This window comes from uncultured Marivita sp., assembly GCF_947488135.1.
In the GTDB taxonomy this organism is placed as follows: domain Bacteria; phylum Pseudomonadota; class Alphaproteobacteria; order Rhodobacterales; family Rhodobacteraceae; genus Marivita.
Map to the genome: position 1 here is coordinate 705,845 of NZ_CANKYW010000001.1, position 18,207 is coordinate 724,051.

At 60.4% G+C, this 18,207-nt stretch carries 18 protein-coding genes and 1 tRNA gene; 3 read left to right on the top strand and 16 right to left on the bottom strand.

Going from position 1 to position 18,207, the window contains the following annotated elements:
* Positions 1 to 7: 7 nt before the first annotated feature.
* From Q1B16_RS03555 to paaZ, 4 genes are all read right to left on the bottom strand, one after another.
* Positions 8 to 991 carry a BMP family protein gene (locus Q1B16_RS03555; protein ID WP_299784840.1) on the bottom strand — a complete coding sequence of 328 codons (984 nt, stop codon included), beginning with the start codon at positions 989 to 991 and terminating at the stop codon, positions 8 to 10.
* Between the two features lie 27 nt (positions 992 to 1,018).
* Positions 1,019 to 2,311, bottom strand: a complete 1,293-nt coding sequence (locus Q1B16_RS03560; RefSeq protein ID WP_299784841.1) for an amidohydrolase family protein — start codon at positions 2,309 to 2,311, stop codon at positions 1,019 to 1,021.
* Between the two features lie 475 nt (positions 2,312 to 2,786).
* On the bottom strand, positions 2,787 to 3,575 hold the full coding sequence (locus Q1B16_RS03565) for a PaaX family transcriptional regulator C-terminal domain-containing protein (RefSeq protein WP_299784842.1): 789 nt from the start codon (positions 3,573 to 3,575) through the stop codon (positions 2,787 to 2,789).
* Positions 3,576 to 3,613: 38 nt separating this feature from the next.
* Positions 3,614 to 5,656 carry a phenylacetic acid degradation bifunctional protein PaaZ gene (gene paaZ / locus Q1B16_RS03570; protein ID WP_299784843.1) on the bottom strand — a complete coding sequence of 681 codons (2,043 nt, stop codon included), beginning with the start codon at positions 5,654 to 5,656 and terminating at the stop codon, positions 3,614 to 3,616.
* Positions 5,657 to 5,721: 65 nt separating this feature from the next.
* On the opposite strand from paaZ, the gene paaI reads away from it, so the two are divergent.
* From paaI to Q1B16_RS03585, 3 genes are all read left to right on the top strand, one after another.
* Complete coding sequence (gene paaI / locus Q1B16_RS03575; RefSeq protein ID WP_299784844.1) at positions 5,722 to 6,150, top strand: hydroxyphenylacetyl-CoA thioesterase PaaI; 429 nt, start codon at positions 5,722 to 5,724, stop codon at positions 6,148 to 6,150.
* Between the two features lie 14 nt (positions 6,151 to 6,164).
* Positions 6,165 to 7,469, top strand: a complete 1,305-nt coding sequence (gene paaK, locus Q1B16_RS03580; protein WP_299784845.1) for a phenylacetate--CoA ligase PaaK — start codon at positions 6,165 to 6,167, stop codon at positions 7,467 to 7,469.
* Positions 7,470 to 7,570: 101 nt separating this feature from the next.
* Complete coding sequence (locus Q1B16_RS03585) at positions 7,571 to 8,776, top strand: LytS/YhcK type 5TM receptor domain-containing protein (RefSeq protein WP_299784846.1); 1,206 nt, start codon at positions 7,571 to 7,573, stop codon at positions 8,774 to 8,776.
* A gap of 57 nt (positions 8,777 to 8,833) precedes the next feature.
* Here the strand turns inward: Q1B16_RS03585 and Q1B16_RS03590 are convergent, their stop codons facing one another.
* The 12 genes from Q1B16_RS03590 to Q1B16_RS03645 all read right to left on the bottom strand — a co-directional run bounded on the left by Q1B16_RS03590 (position 8,834) and on the right by Q1B16_RS03645 (position 18,206).
* On the bottom strand, positions 8,834 to 9,898 hold the full coding sequence (locus Q1B16_RS03590; RefSeq protein ID WP_299784847.1) for a 2Fe-2S iron-sulfur cluster-binding protein: 1,065 nt from the start codon (positions 9,896 to 9,898) through the stop codon (positions 8,834 to 8,836).
* A 15-nt stretch (positions 9,899 to 9,913) separates the two neighbouring features.
* Positions 9,914 to 10,372, bottom strand: coding sequence for a 1,2-phenylacetyl-CoA epoxidase subunit PaaD (gene paaD / locus Q1B16_RS03595; RefSeq protein ID WP_299784848.1), 459 nt, complete (start codon positions 10,370 to 10,372; stop codon positions 9,914 to 9,916).
* Position 10,373: 1 nt separating this feature from the next.
* Positions 10,374 to 11,135, bottom strand: coding sequence for a 1,2-phenylacetyl-CoA epoxidase subunit PaaC (gene paaC, locus Q1B16_RS03600; protein WP_299784849.1), 762 nt, complete (start codon positions 11,133 to 11,135; stop codon positions 10,374 to 10,376).
* A complete protein-coding gene (gene paaB / locus Q1B16_RS03605; RefSeq protein ID WP_299784850.1) occupies positions 11,135 to 11,419 on the bottom strand; it encodes a 1,2-phenylacetyl-CoA epoxidase subunit PaaB in 285 nt (94 codons plus the stop codon). The genes paaC and paaB overlap by 1 nt, the downstream gene beginning before the upstream one ends.
* A 68-nt stretch (positions 11,420 to 11,487) precedes the next feature.
* The gene (gene paaA / locus Q1B16_RS03610) at positions 11,488 to 12,465 is read right to left on the bottom strand and encodes a 1,2-phenylacetyl-CoA epoxidase subunit PaaA (RefSeq protein ID WP_299784851.1); all 978 of its coding nucleotides are present in this window, start codon (positions 12,463 to 12,465) and stop codon (positions 11,488 to 11,490) included.
* Positions 12,466 to 12,649: 184 nt separating this feature from the next.
* A tRNA-Met gene (locus Q1B16_RS03615) sits at positions 12,650 to 12,726 on the bottom strand.
* A 170-nt stretch (positions 12,727 to 12,896) separates the two neighbouring features.
* A complete protein-coding gene (locus Q1B16_RS03620; RefSeq protein WP_299784852.1) occupies positions 12,897 to 14,201 on the bottom strand; it encodes an ATPase in 1,305 nt (434 codons plus the stop codon).
* A gap of 97 nt (positions 14,202 to 14,298) precedes the next feature.
* On the bottom strand, positions 14,299 to 14,790 hold the full coding sequence (locus tag Q1B16_RS03625; RefSeq protein ID WP_299784853.1) for a prepilin peptidase: 492 nt from the start codon (positions 14,788 to 14,790) through the stop codon (positions 14,299 to 14,301).
* An 8-nt stretch (positions 14,791 to 14,798) separates the two neighbouring features.
* On the bottom strand, positions 14,799 to 15,659 hold the full coding sequence (locus Q1B16_RS03630) for a tetratricopeptide repeat protein (RefSeq protein ID WP_299784855.1): 861 nt from the start codon (positions 15,657 to 15,659) through the stop codon (positions 14,799 to 14,801).
* Positions 15,660 to 15,686: 27 nt separating this feature from the next.
* The gene (locus Q1B16_RS03635) at positions 15,687 to 16,094 is read right to left on the bottom strand and encodes a tetratricopeptide repeat protein (protein ID WP_366140131.1); all 408 of its coding nucleotides are present in this window, start codon (positions 16,092 to 16,094) and stop codon (positions 15,687 to 15,689) included.
* Positions 16,095 to 16,243: 149 nt separating this feature from the next.
* Positions 16,244 to 17,227, bottom strand: a complete 984-nt coding sequence (locus Q1B16_RS03640; RefSeq protein ID WP_299784857.1) for a type II secretion system F family protein — start codon at positions 17,225 to 17,227, stop codon at positions 16,244 to 16,246.
* Between the two features lie 10 nt (positions 17,228 to 17,237).
* A complete protein-coding gene (locus Q1B16_RS03645; protein ID WP_299784858.1) occupies positions 17,238 to 18,206 on the bottom strand; it encodes a type II secretion system F family protein in 969 nt (322 codons plus the stop codon).
* Position 18,207 lies beyond the last annotated feature (1 nt).

The window sequence follows — 18,207 nt, forward strand, 5'->3', positions numbered from 1 at the left end:
GGCGCGATCAGGCAGGCTCGTTCGCGTCGATGGGCACCTCGAATTCACCGGCCTGGATGGCCGCGCGTTTTTCTTCCATCGCGGGGATCGCATCGGCAGGCACCATGCTGTCAACGTAGATCAACTCGTTGCCGCCATGCTCCATGAAGGAAAACTCGGTGTAATCTTTGCCCACCGGGTTTCCTGCGGTGATATCGGAGACAATGGCTTCGATCGTCGGGCCGTAGTTCCAGATCGCGTTGGCAAACACCGTTTCGGGGTAGCGCGGCGTGTAGTCGATGAGCGACCCGATGGCCTTGACGCCCTTGCTTTCCGCCGCGTCCGCCGTGCCGATGCGTTCACCAAAGAGGATATCCGCGCCCGAGTCGATCTGCGCAATCGCGGCTTCCTGCGCACGGGCCGGATCGAACCATGCGCCGATAAAGCCGTTGAGGAAGGTGGCGTCGGGATTCACTTCGCTCACACCCATGCGGAACGCGTTGATGAGCAGATTGACCTCGGGGATGGGGTAGCCACCCACCGATCCGAAGACGTTGCTTTCAGACATCCGCCCCGCGAGCATCCCGGCCAGATACGCCGCTTCGTGGTTGCGGGTGCCGAAAACGCCGAAATTGTCGCCCTCGGGTCCGCCGGACGATCCCATCAGGAAGGCGGTATCGGCATAGTCCGCCGCCACTTCACGCGCTTCGCGTTCGACGGCGTAGGATTCGCCCCAAACCAGTTGCACACCGCTTTCCGCGTATTCGCGCATCGCGCGGGGGTAGTCGGTGGCGGCCACGCCTTCGGAAAATTCGTATTCGATCAGCCCGGCTTCGGCGGCTTGCTGCATGGCAAGGTGAATGCGGCTGTTCCATGCGTTCTCGACCGGAGAGGCGTGGACGCCCGCGACCTTCACGACGGTCTGCGCATTCACGCGGCGGATATAGGCGGGCAGGGCCAGCGTTGCGGCAGCGCCGACAAGCAGGCTTCGACGGGTTGTGTTCAGGGTCATGGCAGCATCCTCTGTGTTGGGTTTGGTTTATGTGTTTTGCGGCGGGGCATAGTCCGCCGGGTTCACGCTGTCGGGGCGCCCCGGCAGCGAAAGCTGTGCAACGCGCGGTGCGGTGCGGGACAGGACCTTGCCACCCTTGATCACCGCCAGTCGCGTCGCTTTGAGGCGAACCGCTTCGATGGGATCGCGGGCTTGCAGCAAGACCATGTTCGCAGGACCGCCCTCGCGCAGCGTCGGGTCCGGCAGGCCCATCGCCGCCGCGCCGCCCATTGTGACCGAGTGGAACGCCCATTCCATCGCCTCGCGCGAAGTCATGGGGACGGCGTGCACCCCCATATGCGCCACTTCCAGCATGTCCGCCGATCCCAGCGGATACCACGGGTCCATCGTGCAATCCTGGCCGAAGGCCACGTTCACACCGGCCGCGCGCAGTTCCTGAACGCGGGTCAGGCCCCGGCGGCGCGGATAGGTGTCGGACCGTCCCTGTAGCGTGATGTTGATGAGCGGGTTCGGAACAACGTGCATCCCGGACTCTGCGATCAACGGGATCAGTTTCGACGCGTAGTAATTGTCGTAAGAATGCATCGCGGTCACATGGCTTGCGACCACGCGCCCGCCAAGGCCAAGCCGCGTGGTTTCCGCCGCCAGCGTTTCCACGTGTCGGGACATCGGATCGTCGCTTTCGTCACAATGCAGATCAACCGGAAGCCCGCGATCCGCTGCGATCTCGCAGAGCCGTTTCACTGACCGCGCGCCGTCTTCCATCGTGCGTTCGAAATGCGGGATGCCGCCCACAACATCGACACCCATGTCGAGCGCGCGCAGAAGGTTCTCTTCGGCGCCTTCGGCGCGGAAAAGACCATCCTGCGGAAAAGCCACGAGTTGCAGGTCGATATAGGGCGCGACGATATTGCGGACTTCGAGCAGCGCCTCGACTCCTGTCAGGGGTGCGGTGCTCACATCCACATGGCTGCGGATCGACAGCAAACCCTGCGCCACCGCCAGGTCGCAATAGCGCAGCGCCCGTTCGATCACGGCGTCCACCGTCAGCATCGGCTTCAACTCTCCCCAGAGCGCAATACCCTCAAGCAGCGTGCCGGACTGGTTCAGGCGCGGCAAGCCAAGGCTGAGCGTGGCATCCATGTGGAAATGCGGATCGACGAAGGGCGGCGACACAAGCTGTCCCTCGGCCTCGATCACCTCGGCGGCGTCGCCATCTACCGCGGGGCCCATCGCGACGATCTTGCCGTCCTTTACCGCGATTGCCACGGGGCCGCGCCCATCGGCCAAACGTGCCTCTTTGATCAGCAGATCGAACATGGTCCCATCCTTTGGATTCTCCGCACGATACGCGCTGGAGACATTTTTCCCAAACGTTTAGAAAAACTTGGCGGATAAAAAGTGGCATCGGCGAAATACCGACCGCGCCTCTTGTTTGACTCTCAGGTGTGCCCAAAACCTGTGCAACAGGATTTACCCACTCGCCTTTTCGATGTGTCGACGAAACAATCCGAAGGCATCACACGGCGAAAGGATCGTCCGGAACTCCGACCACTTGGAGAATGAACTCTCCGCCATCCTCGGCCATCGCGATCTTGTCACTAAGATACTGCCGGTCCGCAAATTATCAGCCGATGAAGTCTAGGCTGGCGTCGCTGGGGGATCAGCCTTGGCTCCTCCCAGAATGATCCCGATGCCCGAAATTGAGCATTATTCTAGGTAACTCTATGGGATAATGACCTGTCAACGTTTTATGGACCGGCGGAGATGCCGCGCTTTACCGGTTTTCTGCGCGTCAGACTTGATCCGCGTCGATGGCGTGGTGCAAATGGGCGAGGTTTGGTACGGGCAGTTTGGTCAGCATCCCGGACAGGTGCGCACGACATGCCGCGCCGTGCCAGCCGCCCGAAAAAAGCGCTTCGGGAAAAGTAGGGACACGCAGGATCAGGCGGCGCCATTCGTGCACGACCAGCATCCGAAGCGCCGTTGCCTGAAGCAAGGTAAGCCGCGCGAAATCGGTGTCTTCGCAAAGCATCGTGAAACGCCGGTTCAGCGTTTGCGATGCCGCCTGCACCTCTGGCGGGCAAAGCTTTTCGGAGACCCAGCGCGGGACAGGCGACGCCACTGGCAAGGGTATCGCCCAGTGCGATGACGCCCTGGGCGAACTGTCCGACATCCAAAGGCGCGGCGACAGGGAGACCGCAGTTTTGGTGGGCGCATTCGCAGTCGCGGCGGGGTCTTCTGTGACGAGAAATACCTGGGTGTCCGCCGGATCGGGACCGTAGACCCGACACCAGGCCGCGTTCGTCTCCGCACGGCCTTTGCCGGTCAGTCCATAACGCGATTGGCGTCCGATGCGATGACTGTCGATCCACTCTTCCTTGCGCAGACGATGCAAGGCGACACGCGTGGCCTCTGGTTTGATCCCGATGGTCGCGGTCAGCGCGTTCACCGTGGTGCCGCTCAACCTTGCTTCGGGGGCGACCGCGAGATCGCCGAACATCGTCACCAGCAGGGACCACACCCGGGGTGGGGTTCCGTCCAGCAGGTCGTTCACGATCTGATCGAATTCGGCGTCTTGCATGCATCACCGATACGCCGCGTTCCACGCAAGGCCAAGTCTCAGGCTGTCGAGGCGTAGGCATTCATGGTCAGGAGTTCGTATTCTGCAACAGGCTCGTCATTCTGGTTTCGCAGAATGACATGCCAGCGCACCTCGCCATAGCTGTCGGTACGGCGCGTCTTGGCCTTGACTGTCAATTGCACCTTGATGCGATCGCCCGCGCTGACCGGTTTTTGAAAGCGCAGGCTGTCGAGACCGGTATTGGCAAGCACCGGCCCCTCGTCCGGATCGACGAAAAGCCCGGCGGCAAAGCTGAGCAAGAGATAGCCATGCGCGACACGGCCCGGAAAGAACGGGTTTCGCTGTGCGGCGGCGTCGTCCATGTGCGCGTAAAACGTGTCGCCGGTGAACTCGGCGAAGTGTTCGATGTCCTGAAGTGTCACTTCGCGCTCTGCGGTGTGGAGCGTCTCTCCGATGCGCAATTCCTCGAAGCTGCGCCGGAAAGGATGTGCGGGGCCGGGCGCGGTTGCGGCTCCGGGCACCCATTGGCCGGTGATTGCCGTAAGGATGTCGGGGCTGCCCTGCACCGCAGTGCGCTGCATGTAATGCAAGACGCCTCGGACCCCGCCCAGTTCCTCACCGCCCCCGGCGCGGCCCGGGCCGCCATGCACCATGTGGGGCAGGGGGCTTCCGTGGCCAGTCGCCTCTGCCATGCTGTCGCGATTGTTGAAATAGACCCGTCCGTGACATGCTCCGGCGCCTATCACCACCTCGCGCGCCACATCCGCATCGTGGGTGATGACCGACGCCACAAGGCTGCCCGCGCCCCGGTTCGCCAGCGAAATCGCATGTGGCAGGTCGCGGTAGCCCATAATCGTGGCCACGGGGCCAAAGGCCTCGGTGTCATGAACCCGCGCCGCGCGGTCCGGGTCGGAGCAATGGAACAGCATCGGAGGCAGGAACGCGCCTTTGGCTTTGTCAGCACCGTGTACCGTGAAGCTGCCGGGGTCGCCAAAGACGCGCTCTGCCTCGGCGGCCAGCGTTTCGCATTTCGTCAGAACATCCTCCCGCTGCGCGGTCGAGACCAGCGCGCCCATGTGTGTTGCCGGATCGCGCGGGTCGCCGATCACCGTGTCGCGCAAACGCGCCGATATCGCTGTGATCACCGCGTCCACCTGTGCCTCCGGCGCGATGATCCGGCGGATGGCAGTACATTTCTGTCCCGCCTTGATGGTCATTTCGCGGTGGACTTCCTTGATGAAAAGATCGAACTCGGGCGTTCCCGGCCTCGCGTCCGGTCCGAGGATCGACGCGTTGAGGCTGTCCTGTTCAGCCACGAAGCGGACCGAATTGCGCAGCAGGTTCGGCGTGCTCCGCAGGCGGAGCGCGGTGTCGGCCGAGCCTGTGAAACTCACCACATCCTGCGGGCCGAGGTGGTCGAGCAGATCGCCCAACCCGCCTGTCACCAACTGAAGTGTACCATTTGGTAAAATTCCGCTTTCCTGCATCAACCGCACACAGGCTTCGGTCACATAACAGGTCGTCGTTGCGGGTTTGACGATGGCTGGAACCCCGGCGAGCAAGGTTGGCGCCAATTTTTCCAACATGCCCCAAACCGGGAAGTTGAAGGCGTTGATGTGAACCGCCATGCCCTGCAATGGCGTGCAGACATGCTGGCCCAGAAAGCTGCCCTTGCGGGAAAGTTGTTCGATTTCGCCGTCGAGATAAACATGCCCGTCCGGCATCTCGCGCCGCCCCTTCGAGGCAATCACCAGCATCGTGCCGATCCCGCCATCAACGTCGATCAGGTGGTCCTTCTGCGTGGCACCGGTGGAAAAGCTCAGGTCATAGAGACGCTGTTTGCGCTCTTGCAGATAGAGCGCCAGCGCCTTGAGCATGCGTGCGCGGTCGTGAAACGTCATGGCGCGCAGCGCGGGGGCGCCGACATGCAGCGCATGATCCGTCAAAGCACCGGCATCCACCTGCGCCCGACCCGCCCGGGCGATCACGCGGCCTGTGACCGCATCACGGATGTCGCGCGCACTGCTGTCCGGCGCGAGCCACGCGCCTGCGATGAAACTCTGGACATCCTGAACGGTCATGGCGGCTCTCCTCTGGCACCTCTAAGTATTTGACCGGGCGTAAACTTCATGCAAGCGTCGCGTCCATGACACCAGAAGACCGCGCCGAAAAAGCCGCACAGACGATGTGGGACCAGGATCATGCCTCGCAATGGCTTGGCATGGAGTTGATCGCTGCCTCCGAGGGGCGGGCCGTTCTTGAACTGACGGTCGCGCAGCACCATTGCAACGGTCATGGGATGTGCCACGGGGGCGTGATTTTCGCCCTTGCCGACAGCGCCTTTGCCTTTGCCTGCAACAGCCGCAACCAGGCGACCGTCGCACAGCATAACGTCATCAGCTACATCGCCTCGGGCCGCTTGGGCGACCGTCTGAGGGCCGAGGCGACCGAGATTTCGCTCAGGGGGCGCAGCGGCATCACGGACGTGACCGTCACCAACCAGACGGGCACCGTGATCGCGGAGTTTCGCGGTATGTCGCGCGCCATCAAGGGAACCGTGTTCGACGAGGCGTAGGGGAGGCGCCGCGTATGAAGGATTTGTCACCAAACCCGTCCGACCTCGACCCGATCGAGATCGCGTCCGTCGATGAAATCCGGGCATTGCAACTGGATCGCCTGCGCTGGTCGTTGCGCCATGCCTATGACAACGTGCCGATGTATCGCCAGAAATTCGAGGCGGCGGGCGTGCATCCCGATGATCTGAAGGACCTGTCGGATCTCGCGAAATTCCCCTTCACCCTGAAATCCGACCTGCGCGAAAATTACCCCTTCGGCCTTTTCGCCGTCCCGCGTGAAAAGATCGTTCGCATCCATGCGTCCTCGGGAACGACCGGCAAGGCGACGGTGGTGGGCTATACGAAAAACGACATCGATATGTGGGCCGATGTGGTGGCCAGATCGCTGCGGGCCTCGGGGCTGCGGGCGGGCGACATGGTGCATGTGGCTTATGGCTACGGTCTCTTCACAGGCGGTCTGGGCGCGCATTACGGGGTGGAAAAGCTGGGCGGCACCGTCGTTCCGATGGGCGGTGGCCAGACCGAAAAGCAGGTCGGTCTCATCACCGATTTCCGACCCAAGGGCATCATGGTGACGCCGTCCTACATCCTCAATATCCTTGAGGCGTTCCACAAGGCGGGGCTCGATCCGCGCGCCTCATCGCTCGAAGTGGGCGTGTTCGGGGCCGAACCATGGACCAACGCGATGCGACAGGAGATCGAAGCGGCGTTCGATATGCACGCCGTTGATATCTACGGTCTTTCCGAAGTGATCGGGCCCGGTGTCGCCAATGAATGCGTGGAGTCGAAAGACGGGCTGCACATCTGGGAAGACCATTTCTATCCCGAGATCATCGATCCCGAGACCGGTGACGTCCTGCCCGAGGGCGAAAAAGGCGAACTCGTTTTCACCACGCTGACGAAAGAGGGCATGCCCGTCATCCGCTACCGCACGCGGGATCTGACACGGCTGTTGCCCGGAACGGCCCGCACGATGCGGCGGATGGAAAAGGTCACGGGGCGCAGTGACGACATGATGATCCTGCGGGGCGTCAATGTCTTTCCGACCCAGATCGAGGAAGAAGTCATGGCGACCGGCGGCCTTGCCCCGTATTTCCAGATCGAGCTTTATTCGGCCGGGCGCATGGACGCGATGCGGGTTCTGGTCGAAGCACTGCCGGAGGCTGCCAACGACCTGTCCCGTCAGGCTGCGGCAACGATGCTGACCGAACGGATCAAGGACCATGTGGGCATATCCGTCACCGTCGATGTGGGAGACCCCGGATCGGTCGCACGGTCGCAGGGCAAGGCCGTGCGCGTCGTGGACAGGCGAACCTGAACCGTTCTCTGGACGACAGAGAAAAGATTGCATTTTAGCTGCTAAGCCGCGCTTAAGGTTTTCGCGTCAGAACCCCACTCAGTTGCTGGTGGGAGTTTACGATGCACATGCCTTTTCTTGTCTGGTTGGACATTATCGCGGCGATGGCGCTGATCCTCGCTTTGGGGTCGGCCTACGCGCGGTTGCGACGATGGACCGGGATGTCCCTGCTCAGCCAATTGGCGCTGGGGGCGTGTTTCGGATGTGTGGCCGGTCTCGAAATGTACCAACCGCTCGAACCTTTCGATGGTGTCATCGTGGACCTCCGCAATATCCCGATCGCCCTGGCCGGTGCGTTTTTGCGCAAGCCTGGCGCAATTTTGACGCTGGCAATCGCCGTGAGCGTGCGTGCCGGGATCGGCGGTGCCGGGATGTGGTCCGGCATCGCGGGCATGATGATCGCGGTAACCGCTGGATGTGTCTGGCAGGCCTGGCACGATCCCCAGGCCCGACGGAGCATTGCTTCCTTGATCCTGCTGGCTCTGATGACGTCCCTACATCTTGTGGCAGCCGTGCTCTTGCCGAAAGAGGTCTTCATCTGGTTCGTGTCAGAGGCCGCTCTGACGATCTTTGCACTGAACATGCTCACGATACCGCTTGTCGCCGCCTTTATCGAGGCTGAGCGACGCGGCTTGATGACCGAACAGCGACTGCGCGAATCCGTGCAGGTCGATCCGGAAACCGGCCTTTTGCCCCTCGCAGCGTTGCAACGTGAATGCACGATCCGCGAAACCGCGATGGCGGACGGATCTTTTTCGCATGCGGCTGTGCTGCATTTGCGGGCGACGCATATCATGTCTTGCTGGAGCCGTCCGGGCAGTCAGAAACTTCTGATGGCCGCGATGCGCCTCCGGTTGCAACAGGCCTTTCCGAAATGCGATTTGGCAAGTCTGCACGGCGCATCAACACTGGTCCTGCCGCTCACGCAGTCCGAGCTTGTCGATTTCGATGCAACAAGAATGGCCATCCTGCGGACGGTGACCGAAGACCCATACACGCTGAACGGCGGTGCCGGTCATCGCATCTCGGTTGATTTGGACGTGGTCCGAATTCCCGCCACTCTGGAAGACAAAGACAAAGCCTCCGATCGACACCTGCTCAAGCGGCGTCACCTTCTGGCGCGCTGGAAAAGGTCGACGCGACAGGCGTCGATCCCGCAGTTGCGATCTTTTGCGAGACCCTACCAATCCGAACCTCTGGTCGAGACGCTGTTCGACAAGGCGAATATCCTGATGTCCCAGCAATCGTCCGGGTTTTGGAGCTGTTAACCTAATGCAGCACCAGAGCCCCCGCGCAGAAGGTTGAACTCAGCTGCGCTTGATGGGTCAGGCGTCGAACGTGACCGTGATGCTGTCGCTCAGAACGATCGACTGACAGGACAGGACAAACCCGTCGCGGACCTCGTGATCTTCGAGCGCGTGATTGGCGAGCATCTCGACCTCGCCTGACAAGATCTTGCACTTGCAAGTTGAACAGACACCGGCGCGGCAGGCATGGGGCGCATCGAGATCATTGTCCAAAGCAGCCTCGAGAAGCGTCAATGAACGGTCCATGTCGAATGTGCGGGCCATACCATCCAGGGTCACGCTGGCGTGGACACCGGTCGATTGCGCGGCTTGCACGACATCGCGCTGACGCGCCACGCGACCGGTCTGGGCGCTGGCGAAGAGTTCGAATTTGATCTGCTCCTTGGTCAGCCCGTGGTCCTTGAGCGATTGTGCAATGGCTTTCATCATCGGCTCCGGCCCGCAGATGAAGGCGGTGTCGACGCTATGGATGTCGATCCAACGGTCGAAAAGCGCGGCGCATTTATCGGTGTCAACGCGCCCCTGGAAGAGGTCGATCTCCTGACCATCGGTTTCGAGAATATGGATGATGTTGACGCGACCCATGTAGAGGTTCTTCAGGTCCTCAAGCTCTTCGCGAAACATGATCGTGCCGACGCTGCGGTTGGCATAGACCAGCGTGACCTCGGATTTTGGCTCTGCCGCAAGCACGGTTTTCAGGATTGACAGAACCGGCGTGATGCCCGAGCCGCCCGCGAAAGCCAGATAGGACTTGGCCTTCTCCGGCTCAATGGGGGTGTGAAACTTGCCCATCGGCTCCATCGCCTCGATCACCATGCCGGGTTTGAGGGCGTCATTGGCCCAGACGGAAAACGCGCCATCGGCGACTTTCTTGATCCCGACGCGCAGCACGCCTTCGTTTGCGCCCGAACAGATCGAATAGGAGCGGCGGATTTCGGTGCCGTCGAAGTCACGCTTTAAGGTCAGGTACTGGCCCTGCGTGAAACGGAAATCACCGCCATCGCGCGCCTCGAGCGTGATTGCGACGGCGTCGCGGGTCGTCTTTTGGACATCGGTGACAGTCAGAGAATAAAAGCGCGCCATATCAAGGTCTTGCCGTCAGATACATTTGAAATAATCGAAGGGTTCAAGGCAGGTGTTGCACCGCCAGTGCGCCTTGCACGGGGTAGAGCCGAACTGGCTGACGCGCGAAAGGTCAGTACTTCCGCAACGTGGGCAGGCATCGGGGCCGCCGGCGGGTGAGGGTGGGGCGATGCCATAGTCGCGAAGCTTGGCACGGCCCTTGTCTGACAGCCAATCGGTCGTCCAGGGCGGGGCGATTTGGGTCTTGATCCGTACGTTTCGGACGCCCCGATCGTACAATGCGGTTTCGATATCCATCGCAATGACCGATGTCGCCGGGCAGCCCGAATAGGTGGGCGTCACGGCGATTTCGAGCGTCTCATCGCGCCAGGACACATCGCGGACGATGCCCAGATCGACGACCGAGATGACCGGGATTTCGGGGTCCGGCACCTCGTCGAGCCAGGTCCAGATCAAGGCCACGTCCGGTGTCATGTCACCACGCAGCGCCGGGATAGGCGCGTTGCAACCACTGCATCTGGGTCAGCAGGTGACCCAGGTGTTCGGAGTGGCGAACCCCGGTCTTGCCGCCGGAGTGCGCGTAGGCATTGTCCGGCCTGACCAGCGTGGCTTGCCTGAGAATTTCATCGATCCGGGTGTCAAAGCTTGCCCGCAGCGCAGGCAGATCAGGTGCGATCCCGGCCTCGTGCAGAGCCGTATCAACCGCGTCCGGCATGAACATCTCGCCGACATAGGGCCAGAGCAGGTCGAGCGCGGCCTGCATTCTGCGGTGGCTTTCCTCGGTGCCGTCCCCGAGCCCGATCACCGTTTCCGAGGACCGGTCGACGTGATAGGTCACCTCTTTCAAGGCCTTGGCGGCGATGGCCGCGATGCGGTCATCGGTCGATCCGGCCAAGCCGGACAAAAGGTCGAAATGGAACGCGTCGAACAGGCACTGGCGCATCATGGTCTGGCCGAAATCCCCGTTCGGCTGTTCCACCAGCAACAGGTTGCGGAAATCCCAGACGTCCCGCAGCATCGCGAAATCATCGGCGCTGCGTCCCTCACCTTCGACGTCGCCCGCCAATCCAAGCCACATCTGCGTCTGACCGATCAGGTCGAGCGCGGTATTGGCCAGCGCGATGTCTTCTTCCAGAACGGGCGCGTGGCCGCACCATTCGCTGACGCGATGGCCCAGCACCAGGGTGTTGTCGCCCAGTCGAAGCAGGTATTCGAACAGCGCGTCGCGGTCGGTCATCACATATGGCCCGCTTCGTCCGGGATGTCGAAGAAGGTGGGATGGCGATACACCTTGCTCTCGGACGGCTCGTAGAGCGGGCCTTTATCCGAAGGCGAGGACGCCGAGATATGTGCCGCCTCGACCACCCAGATGCTCACCCCTTCGTTGCGGCGGGTGTAGACATCGCGGGCGTTCTTGATCGCCATCTCCGCGTCAGGCGCGTGCAAGCTGCCCACGTGACGGTGGTTCAGACCGTGCTGACCGCGGATGAAGACTTCCCAGAGAGGCCATTCGGTTTTCATTTCGGTTCTCCGATCGCTTATCGGGCCTTGCGGCATTCTTCGCGCAGATGCCCGTCAGGGCTGATGAGCTATTCGGCTGCCAACTTTGCCGCGCGCCGCTTTTCCGCATGGGCTATCAGGCCCTCGCGCACCCACGCGCCATCATCCCAAGCCTTGTTGCGCGCGGCGAGGCGTTCGGTGTTGCATGGGCCGTTGCCTTTGATCACATCGAAAAATTCCGACCAATCGGGTTCGGCGAAATCGTATCCGCCCTTTTCCTCGTTCCACCGCAGCGTTTCATCCGGAACGGTCAGGCCAAGGTATTCGGCCTGCGGTACGGTCTGATCGACGAATTTCTGGCGCAATTCGTCGTTGGTGTTCATCTTGATCTTCCACTTCATGGACTGCGCGGAATGCACGCTGTCCTTGTCGGACGGGCCGAACATCATCAGCGACGGATACCAGAAGCGGTTGAGCGCATCCTGCGCCATTTTTTTCTGTGCCGGCGTGCCCTGGGCCATCTTCATCATGATGTGGTAGCCCTGCCGTTGGTGGAACGACTCTTCCTTACAGATGCGGATCATCGCGCGGGAATAGGGACCGTAAGAGGTGCGCTGGAGCGGCACCTGATTCATGATCGCCGCGCCATCGACCAGCCAACCGACCGCGCCCATATCGGCCCAGGTCAGCGTGGGATAGTTGAAGATGGAGCTGTATTTCATGCGCCCATCGAGCAGCATTTCGGTCAATTCATCCCGGCTCACGCCGAGCGTTTCAGCCGCGCCATAGAGGTAAAGCCCGTGCCCGGCCTCGTCCTGAACCTTCGCGAGCAGAATGGCCTTTCGTTCGAGCGTTGGAGCGCGGGTGATCCAGTTGCCTTCGGGCAATTGACCGACGATTTCGGAATGGGCGTGTTGGCCGATCTGGCGGATCAGCGTCTTGCGGTAGCCTTCGGGCATCCAGTCCTTGGGTTCGATCTTTTCGCCAGCGTCGATGCGCGCCTGGAAAGCCGCCAATTTTTGCGGGTCTTCTTGTGTCGCTTCGGACGTGACCATTTGCGCGTACATTTCGGATGGCCTCTCGGGGATATGCGATGACAGATCGCGTGTTTTCTTGGCTCAAGGATATAGCCGAAATGCACCTTTTGGGCAATCACCTCGTTACGACGTGTGCACTGGTGGCGGAAATCTGTAACATATTGTGGTCAAAGCCGTCGCAACGCGCTTTGCTCTGACGATTGAGAGGGAAAAGTGGTGGCGTGGGGGGGACTCGAACCCCCGACCTAACGATTATGAGTCGTTCGCTCTAACCAACTGAGCTACCGCGCCGGACCGTCGCGTGATTACGGGTGGGGTGGCGTGCCGTCAAGGGCAAATCTCGGGTTTTTTGCCGGGTGCCTGATGCCTTAAAGGCAGGCATAGGACACGCCGTTTCGCGCGGGTGCGGACGCGAAGACGCGTCCGTGATTTTCAGTCGAGTGAAAATTCGCCCGTGGCTGTTACTTGACGATCTTTTCGTCCTTCACGAACATATTGGCCCAGGCGCGATCAATCAGTTCCGGCGTCATTTTGTAGGGCCAACCCTCGAAATCGCAGACCGCGATCATCTGGTCGATCAGGAAGACCGGTTGATAGTTCGCGTACACGTTCCCTATTGTCGGGTACTTCGTCTTGAGAAGATGGATCAGCGATTTCTCGCAGAGCTGCATCTTTTTCTTCTTCGCCACCATCGAGAAGATCTTGAGGAAGTTCTGCTGGTCTGGACCGTCAATCTTGATCTTGAAGAAGATACGACGCAAGGCGGCTTGGTCGAAGATCTCGTTCGGGTGGAAGTTGGTCGAGAAGATCACCAGCGTGTCGAAGGGCACTTCGAATTTTTCACCGGACTGCAATGCGAGAATATCGCGCGATTCCTCTAGCGGAACGATCCAGCGGTTGACGAGCTTCTGCGGAGGTTCGGCCTGGCGACCAAGGTCGTCGACGATGAAGATGCCACCGGTCGATTTGAGCTGAAGCGGGGCTTGGTAGGTGCGCGCCGTCGGGTTGTAGACAAGGTCGAGCATGTCCAGCGACAGTTCACCGCCCGTGATCACGGTCGGGCGCGCGCACATGACGTAGCGCGTGTCGAAGCGGTTGGTCAGTCGAAGCCCCGTTGCACTTGAGGCACCTTCGGCGGCGCTGTGCACGATGGGGTCATAGACCGTGATGACCTGGCCCGCGTATTCGATGGCGTGCGGGATGTAGATCTTGTCCCCCATCGCATCGCGGATCCCGTTGGAGATCGACGATTTCCCGTTGCCCGGAGGCCCGTACATCAGGATCGACCGCCCGGCCCCGACAGCGGGGCCGAGGTTGCCCAGCAGGTCGGGCGGCAGGATCAGGTGCCCCATCGCATCGGTGAGTTGCTGACGCGAGATGTGGATGTTGCGGATGGATTGGCGTTTGATCTGCTCGGAATAGACCTCGAGCGGGACCGGCATCGCGCCGTAATATTCGGACTGCGCCAGAGCATCGAGCGCGCGGGCCTTGCCGGCGTCGGTCAGCTGGTAGCCCATTTCAGAGCCATTGTTCGCATTGAGCGTACCGGTCGCTTCAAGAAGCAGCTGGCCGCGCGCGTAGTCGATGAGTTCTTGCGTGATCGGCACCGGCAGGCAGACGGCCGCGGCGATTGCTGTCGCGGTCGAGACGTTCTTTCGGAAGATCGTCTTGAGAATGATATCGCGCATCATCACCGGCTGAAGCTTCATGTCTTCCATGCGCTTGGGCGGTGGGGGCGCCATGACGGCGCTGGTTTGCATGTTCATCGGTAGCCCCGGTTCTGTTCAGCCAAATATCCTTGGGCTGACCCTGACAGGCCATTGTGGCAACAGAAGGGCTAGGACTGGACGGGTTGTTGGCAGATCACCTGCCGAACCAGACCCCGAGTGCGAGGTAAATGGCGAGTGTGCCACCAAGGGCGAGGCCCATCGGAAACTTTGGATTTGTCCAGCTTTTCCAATGCGGTGCGATCTTGCGCAGGCCGGAATGCTTGCCGATACGATGTGCCACAAAAGCGGCGAGGATATTGGCCGCAAAGAGAGCCATCAGGAAACGCAGGTCGCCCACATGAATGAACGGGGCAGCAGCTGCCGCGAATTTCGCATCTCCCGCTCCCAGGGCGCCACCGGCGTTGAGAGCGATCCCGGCGACCAGAACCACGATCAGGTGCACATAGCGCCACAGGTAGGCATCGAAGGGCAGGGCGATCAGGCCGACGATGGCGAACACCAAGAACAGCAGCACGACCATCTGGTTCGGTATGCGCATGTCGCGCATGTCCGAAAACGCCACGTAGACGCAGATCGGAAGGACGAATGGCAAAAATACCAGCGCCGAGAAAGCCGAGATATCCATCCGGCCGCTCAGTTCACGACGCTGGATTCAAGTGCCTTGAGGCTGCGGGAAGCGGCTTCGAAATGTTGTGGATGGGTTTCAATAGCTTCGCGCATCAAACCGCGTCCTGTCACGACATCACCGCTCTTGACCGCCGCAAGGCCCATCGAGTGCAAAAGCTCCGCACGTTCGATCTGGGTCATGGGCACGACGGGCAGAACGTAGTTTCCTTGCGCGCCGCGGGCGAGAACGAGGTTGTTCTTGGCGGTAAACAGCGAATTGTCGTTCTGGATCGCCTGCGTAAACAGCCGCTCAGCACCGGAATAATCGCCGCGCGTGAGCTTGGAAAAGCCCCAGTTGTTCATCACCGAGGCCGGCGTCGTCGTCAGCCCAACTGCGGTTTCGTAAAAGCTGTCGGCCTTGTCCCACTGTTTGTTGCTGTCGGCGATCATCGCCTCGAGCCGGTATCGCTTGTAGGTTTCATGCGTCGGGGGAATGGCGTTGAGCACGGTTTCAGCGCGCTCCCATTCATTGTTGCGGATCAGCGCATCGGCAAATTCGACACGGTCGGTGTTGTTGGATGCGTCGTTGTCCACGACCCTGGCCCATGCGGCGACGCCTTCTGCGCTGCGCTTTGCGCGAACGAGCGAAATGGCCAGACCGCGCAACAGATCGATACGGTCGGGCTCCGCACTGCTGGCGCGTTGGAAATAAGAGACGGCTTCATTCGGATCCGATACCGTCAGCATCACTTCGTTCAGATTGGTTCCGTCGATGACATTGACGCCCTGAAATTCACGATCCACGGCTTCCGTGTCGATACCTTGCTCACAACCGGAAAGCGCGAATGCCCCGGTTACACATAGGGTCACGATAAAGGGATGGCGCATTTTTGCGTCCTTTACTGCTCTGCCTCATTACTGTGTCGGGCGGATAAGGAAATCACTGCTGCCGCGCCGCACAAGTTTGTATTCTTGTTCTATTTCCGCATCGTAACGCGAATTTTCCATTTTTGCGAGAGCCAAGCGCAGATTGTCGCGAATTGCAACACTTTCGCCATTGTCGAGGGCAAAGGCGCGTCGGAATACCTGAGCGGCCTCGGCAGTTTTGTCACGCTCGATCAAAACGACGCCCAGGTTGTTCCAGGCATCCGGGCTTTCCGGATCGTCAGTCGTCGCGCGGCGCAGCAACGCCTCGGCTTGATTGAGCCGACCGAGCGCGAGGTTTACGGACCCAAGCGAGGTGACCACTTCAGGGGTGAGACCCTGTTCCGCCGCGGCGAGCTGAAAGGAACTGAGCGCAAGCTCGTATTCCCCTGCGGCCATCAGTCGGTGCCCGACCGTCAGTTGATCGACGGACGCGCCCCGGGGATCGACGCTTGGTGCGAAAACCGTGTCGTCAGACGTGGAAAAACCGCCCGGTCCACAGGCGGCCAATCCGATAACCAGTAGAGTGGGCCAAAACCGCCCTAAACTCATTGACCCATTGTTCCTCCAATTTCGCCGAGCTGCGTGATGCCGAGGACCGAGGGTCCGACAAGGATGATCAACAGTGGCGGCACAGTGAACATCATTGTGGTCAAAGTCATTTTGGTTGGCAACTTGTTTGCCTTCTCTTCCGCGCGCATGACGCGTTTGTCACGCATTTCTGCCGCATAGACCCGGAGGGCGTCGGAGATCGGCGTGCCGAAGCTTTGGCTTTGATTGAGAACGGTCACGAAGGACATCACGTCCTGAACGCCGCAACGCTCGCCCATGCCGTTCAAAACAATGGTCTTGTCCTTGCCCGCTTTCATCTCATGACTGACAAGCTCGAACTCGTCGGCGAGGCTTGGATAGGAAGCCCGCAATTCCTTGCTGACACGGACGATCGCCTGATCCATCGATTGACCTGCTTCGACGCAGACCAGCATCATGTCGAGACTGTCCGGGAAGCCGCTTTCGATCTCTTCTTGACGGGTCTGTACGCGTTTGGTGATCCAATATTTCGGGAAGTAGTATCCGGCGGCCCCTGGGCCGAGCGTGTACATGACAGTTTGCTGCGTCGTCGCCTGTGACGGGTCCAGTACCAGCATGAAATATCCGACGCCGAGGATCAATCCGCCGATGCCCATGACGAATTGCGCAAAGTAGTAAAGTTGAACCGCGTCCTTTGTCCGGTAGCCTGCCTGAAGCAGCTTCATCCGGATGTCGGACAGCTCTTTGGCATCCTGAGGTTCGAGAAACTGGGCGTATTTATTGAGTTTGTCGTTCTTTTTCTTGTCGCGCAGAACCGCACGGGTCTCTGCGTCAAGTTGCTTACGGCCCGATTGCGTGTCGAGGCGATCCATCGGGTTGGAGCGCGACATGAAAAACATCGGGATCGCAAGGACGAGAAGTAGCAACCCGAGCCCCGCGATGAGGATCAGTGGCCCGGCGGGGCCGAGGATGTTGACGGCGAATTGATTGATGGCTTGCATGGTCCTGACCTCAGACTTTGATGTTCACGAGTGCTCGCATGACGATCAGATTGACGAGCAGGAACGATCCGACAACAAAACAGGCCGGGATGAACCATGGGTGGTCAATGACCTCGTCGTAATAGTTGGGATCCAACAACTGAATGACGATCAATGCGCCGATGGGGAAGCCGGACAGGAACTTGCCGGACCATTGTGCTTCGGCAGTGATGGCCTTGACGCGCCGGAACAGGCGAAAGCGCGCGCGGATCACTTTTGCCAGACCTTCCAGGATCTCGGCGAGGTTACCGCCCGACTGCTGCTGGATCGAAACGGCGACCGCGAGGAAGCGCAAATCCTGCATGTCCAGACGCTCGGCCATGGCCTTGAGCGCTTCACCGATATCGCGGCCGTAACTGGACTCGTCCGCGATGATGCCGAACTCGGTCGCGAGTGGATCCTTGATTTCCTTGGAGACGATGGAAATCGCGGACGAGAAGGGATGCCCTACGCGCAACGAGCGGACCATCAATTCAACGGCATCCGGCAATTGTTCTTCGATCAATGAAAGGCGTTTGTTTGCCTTGCTCGTCACCCAGAAAAAGACACCACCGACACCCATGGCGATGCCCATGACGATCCGAACCGCAAGCCCGGCTTCGGTGCCGAAGGTAAGCCCCAGGAAGGCCATGACACTCACACCGAGCATGACCAGAATGAGCTGCTGGGGTGTAAAGGCGATGGCCGCTTTCTGGGCGCGGTCGGCCAGGATCGAATAGAGCGGCAGGCCGCGGGAATTCATGTGCTGGTCCATCTCCTTTCGGAGTTTGGCCAGCACTTCGTCGCGCTTGGAGCCCTTGTCGAGCATTTCCAGGCGTCGGTTGACCCGTTTGTTCAGGCTGATGGATTTGCCGAAGGCAACGAGATAGACGCCCTCGACAAGCACCAGCACGGCGATAAAGATCAGGCCGTAGACGATCGGTTCTGCGCTTAGTGTCATG

What these genes read in the sequence shown, in the direction of transcription:
- Q1B16_RS03640 (WP_299784857.1), bottom strand. Translation starts at nt 17,227, where the DNA reads ATGCAAGCCATCAATCAATTCGCCGTCAACATCCTCGGCCCCGCCGGG.
- Q1B16_RS03625 (WP_299784853.1), bottom strand. Translation starts at nt 14,790, where the DNA reads ATGGATATCTCGGCTTTCTCGGCGCTGGTATTTTTGCCATTCGTCCTT.
- paaC (WP_299784849.1), bottom strand. Translation starts at nt 11,135, where the DNA reads ATGACCGACCGCGACGCGCTGTTCGAATACCTGCTTCGACTGGGCGAC.
- paaI (WP_299784844.1), top strand. Translation starts at nt 5,722, where the DNA reads ATGACACCAGAAGACCGCGCCGAAAAAGCCGCACAGACGATGTGGGAC.
- Q1B16_RS03560 (WP_299784841.1), bottom strand. Translation starts at nt 2,311, where the DNA reads ATGTTCGATCTGCTGATCAAAGAGGCACGTTTGGCCGATGGGCGCGGC.
- Q1B16_RS03645 (WP_299784858.1), bottom strand. Translation starts at nt 18,206, where the DNA reads ATGACACTAAGCGCAGAACCGATCGTCTACGGCCTGATCTTTATCGCC.
- Q1B16_RS03585 (WP_299784846.1), top strand. Translation starts at nt 7,571, where the DNA reads ATGCACATGCCTTTTCTTGTCTGGTTGGACATTATCGCGGCGATGGCG.
- paaZ (WP_299784843.1), bottom strand. Translation starts at nt 5,656, where the DNA reads ATGACCGTTCAGGATGTCCAGAGTTTCATCGCAGGCGCGTGGCTCGCG.
- Q1B16_RS03565 (WP_299784842.1), bottom strand. Translation starts at nt 3,575, where the DNA reads ATGCAAGACGCCGAATTCGATCAGATCGTGAACGACCTGCTGGACGGA.
- Q1B16_RS03590 (WP_299784847.1), bottom strand. Translation starts at nt 9,898, where the DNA reads ATGGCGCGCTTTTATTCTCTGACTGTCACCGATGTCCAAAAGACGACC.
- Q1B16_RS03630 (WP_299784855.1), bottom strand. Translation starts at nt 15,659, where the DNA reads ATGCGCCATCCCTTTATCGTGACCCTATGTGTAACCGGGGCATTCGCG.
- paaK (WP_299784845.1), top strand. Translation starts at nt 6,165, where the DNA reads ATGAAGGATTTGTCACCAAACCCGTCCGACCTCGACCCGATCGAGATC.
- paaD (WP_299784848.1), bottom strand. Translation starts at nt 10,372, where the DNA reads ATGACACCGGACGTGGCCTTGATCTGGACCTGGCTCGACGAGGTGCCG.
- paaB (WP_299784850.1), bottom strand. Translation starts at nt 11,419, where the DNA reads ATGAAAACCGAATGGCCTCTCTGGGAAGTCTTCATCCGCGGTCAGCAC.
- Q1B16_RS03635 (WP_366140131.1), bottom strand. Translation starts at nt 16,094, where the DNA reads ATGGCCGCAGGGGAATACGAGCTTGCGCTCAGTTCCTTTCAGCTCGCC.
- Q1B16_RS03620 (WP_299784852.1), bottom strand. Translation starts at nt 14,201, where the DNA reads ATGAACATGCAAACCAGCGCCGTCATGGCGCCCCCACCGCCCAAGCGC.
- Q1B16_RS03555 (WP_299784840.1), bottom strand. Translation starts at nt 991, where the DNA reads ATGACCCTGAACACAACCCGTCGAAGCCTGCTTGTCGGCGCTGCCGCA.
- paaA (WP_299784851.1), bottom strand. Translation starts at nt 12,465, where the DNA reads ATGTACGCGCAAATGGTCACGTCCGAAGCGACACAAGAAGACCCGCAA.